Genomic DNA, 1762 nt, shown 5'->3' with positions numbered 1-1762 from the left:
CCATGGCCGGCCGCGCCGCTGGCCGCCCGGGAAGCGGCGCAGGTCCGGATCCGGGTCTGCGGCGCGGACGACGAGTGGAGCGGCTGGAGCGCCCCGGCCGTCGTCGAGCGTGGCATCGACGACTGGACCGCCCGCTTCATCAGCCCGGCGACGCTCGGCGGCGAGGGCATGCCCGCCCCCGTGCTGACCGGGACCGTGGTCCTGCCCGACGGCATCGTCAGCGCCCGGCTCTACGCCACCGCGCACGGCCTCTACACCGCCGAGCTCAACGGCGCCCGGGTCGGTGACCACGAGCTGGCCCCGGGCTGGACCAGCTACCAGCACCGGCTGCGCTACCAGAGCCACGACGTGACCGGGCTGGTCCGGCCGGGCGAGAACCGCCTCGCCGTGCTGCTGGGCAACGGCTGGTACCGCGGCCGGCTCGGCTTCCAGGGCCGGCGCGGCCTCTACGGCGACCGGCTGGCACTGCTGGCCCAGCTGGAGGTGACCACCGCCGACGGCACCGTGCATCGGCTCGTCACCGACGAATCGTGGCGCGCGACCGACAGCGGAGTGCTCGCTGACGACCTCTACGACGGCCAGCGCACCGACCTGCGGGCCGGCGAGCGGCGTACGGACACCGTCGAGGTGATCGACGCGGACCTGGGCCGGCTGGTCGCGCCGGACGGCCCACCGGTACGGGTCACCGAGGTGCTCGCGGCGCAGCGGGTGTGGAGCTCACCGGCCGGCCGGACGCTGGTGGACTTCGGCCAGAACGTCGTCGGCCGGGTCCGGCTGCGGGTCCGCGGCCTCGGCGCCGGTCACGAGGTGGTGGTCCGGCACGCCGAGGTGCTGGAGCACGAGGAGCTCGGCGTCCGGCCGCTGCGCACCGCCCGGGCCACCGACTCCTACCTGCTGGCCGGACCGGACGAGACGGTGTGCGAGTCCACGCTGACCTTCCACGGCTTCCGGTACGCGGAGGTGACCGGCGTGCCCGAGCTGAGCGCGGACGACGTCGAGGCGGTGGTGATCGGCTCGGACCTGCGCCGTACGGGCTGGTTCGAGTCCTCGCACGCGCTGCTGAACCGCTTCCACGACAACGTCGTCTGGGGCATGCGCGGCAACTTCGTGGACGTACCCACGGACTGCCCGCAGCGCGACGAACGGCTCGGCTGGACCGGCGACATCCAGGTCTTCTCCCCCACCGCGAGCTTCCTGTTCGACAGCGCCGGCTTCCTCGGCAGCTGGCTCGCCGACCTCGCCGCCGAGCAGCAGAAGGACGGCTCGGTGCCGTTCGTGATCCCGGACGTCATCCGGCAACCGGGTCCGGCCACCGCGGCGTGGGGCGACGCGGCCACCATCGTGCCGTGGGTGCTCTACCGGCGTACCGGTGATCTCGGTCTGCTGGCCCGGCAGCTGCCCAGCATGCGCGCCTGGGTCGACCGGATGGCCGAGTTGGCCGGTCCGGACCGGTTGTGGTCCGGCGGCTTCCAGTTCGGTGACTGGCTCGACCCGACCGCGCCGCCGGACTCGCCGTTCCAGGCGCAGGCCGACCCCGACGTCATCGCCACCGCGCACCTCGCCCGGTCGGCCGAGATCGTGGCCCGGGCCGCCGAGCTGCTCGGCGACACCGCCGGGGCCCGGCACTACGACCTGCTGGCCGGGCAGGTCCGGGCCGCATTCGGCCGGGAGTACGTGACCAGCTCCGGCCGCGTTCTCGGTGACGCGGCCACCACCTACGCCCTGGCCCTGCAGTGGTCCCTGCTGCCCGCGGAGGCCCAGC

The 1762-nt window shown here is 74.4% G+C and carries 1 protein-coding gene; it reads left to right on the top strand.

What is annotated here, in order from left to right; all coding sequences use genetic code 11:
• The coding region (locus AB0C29_RS46740; RefSeq protein WP_360834611.1) for a family 78 glycoside hydrolase catalytic domain at window positions 1–1762 on the top strand (1762 nt) is incomplete at both ends.

Origin of the sequence: Actinoplanes sp. NPDC048791 (assembly GCF_040650095.1) — a bacterium.
Lineage (GTDB): Bacteria > Actinomycetota > Actinomycetes > Mycobacteriales > Micromonosporaceae > Actinoplanes.
Note: the sequence above shows the minus strand (reverse complement) of the source record. Positions and strands in the feature narration are given on the sequence as shown.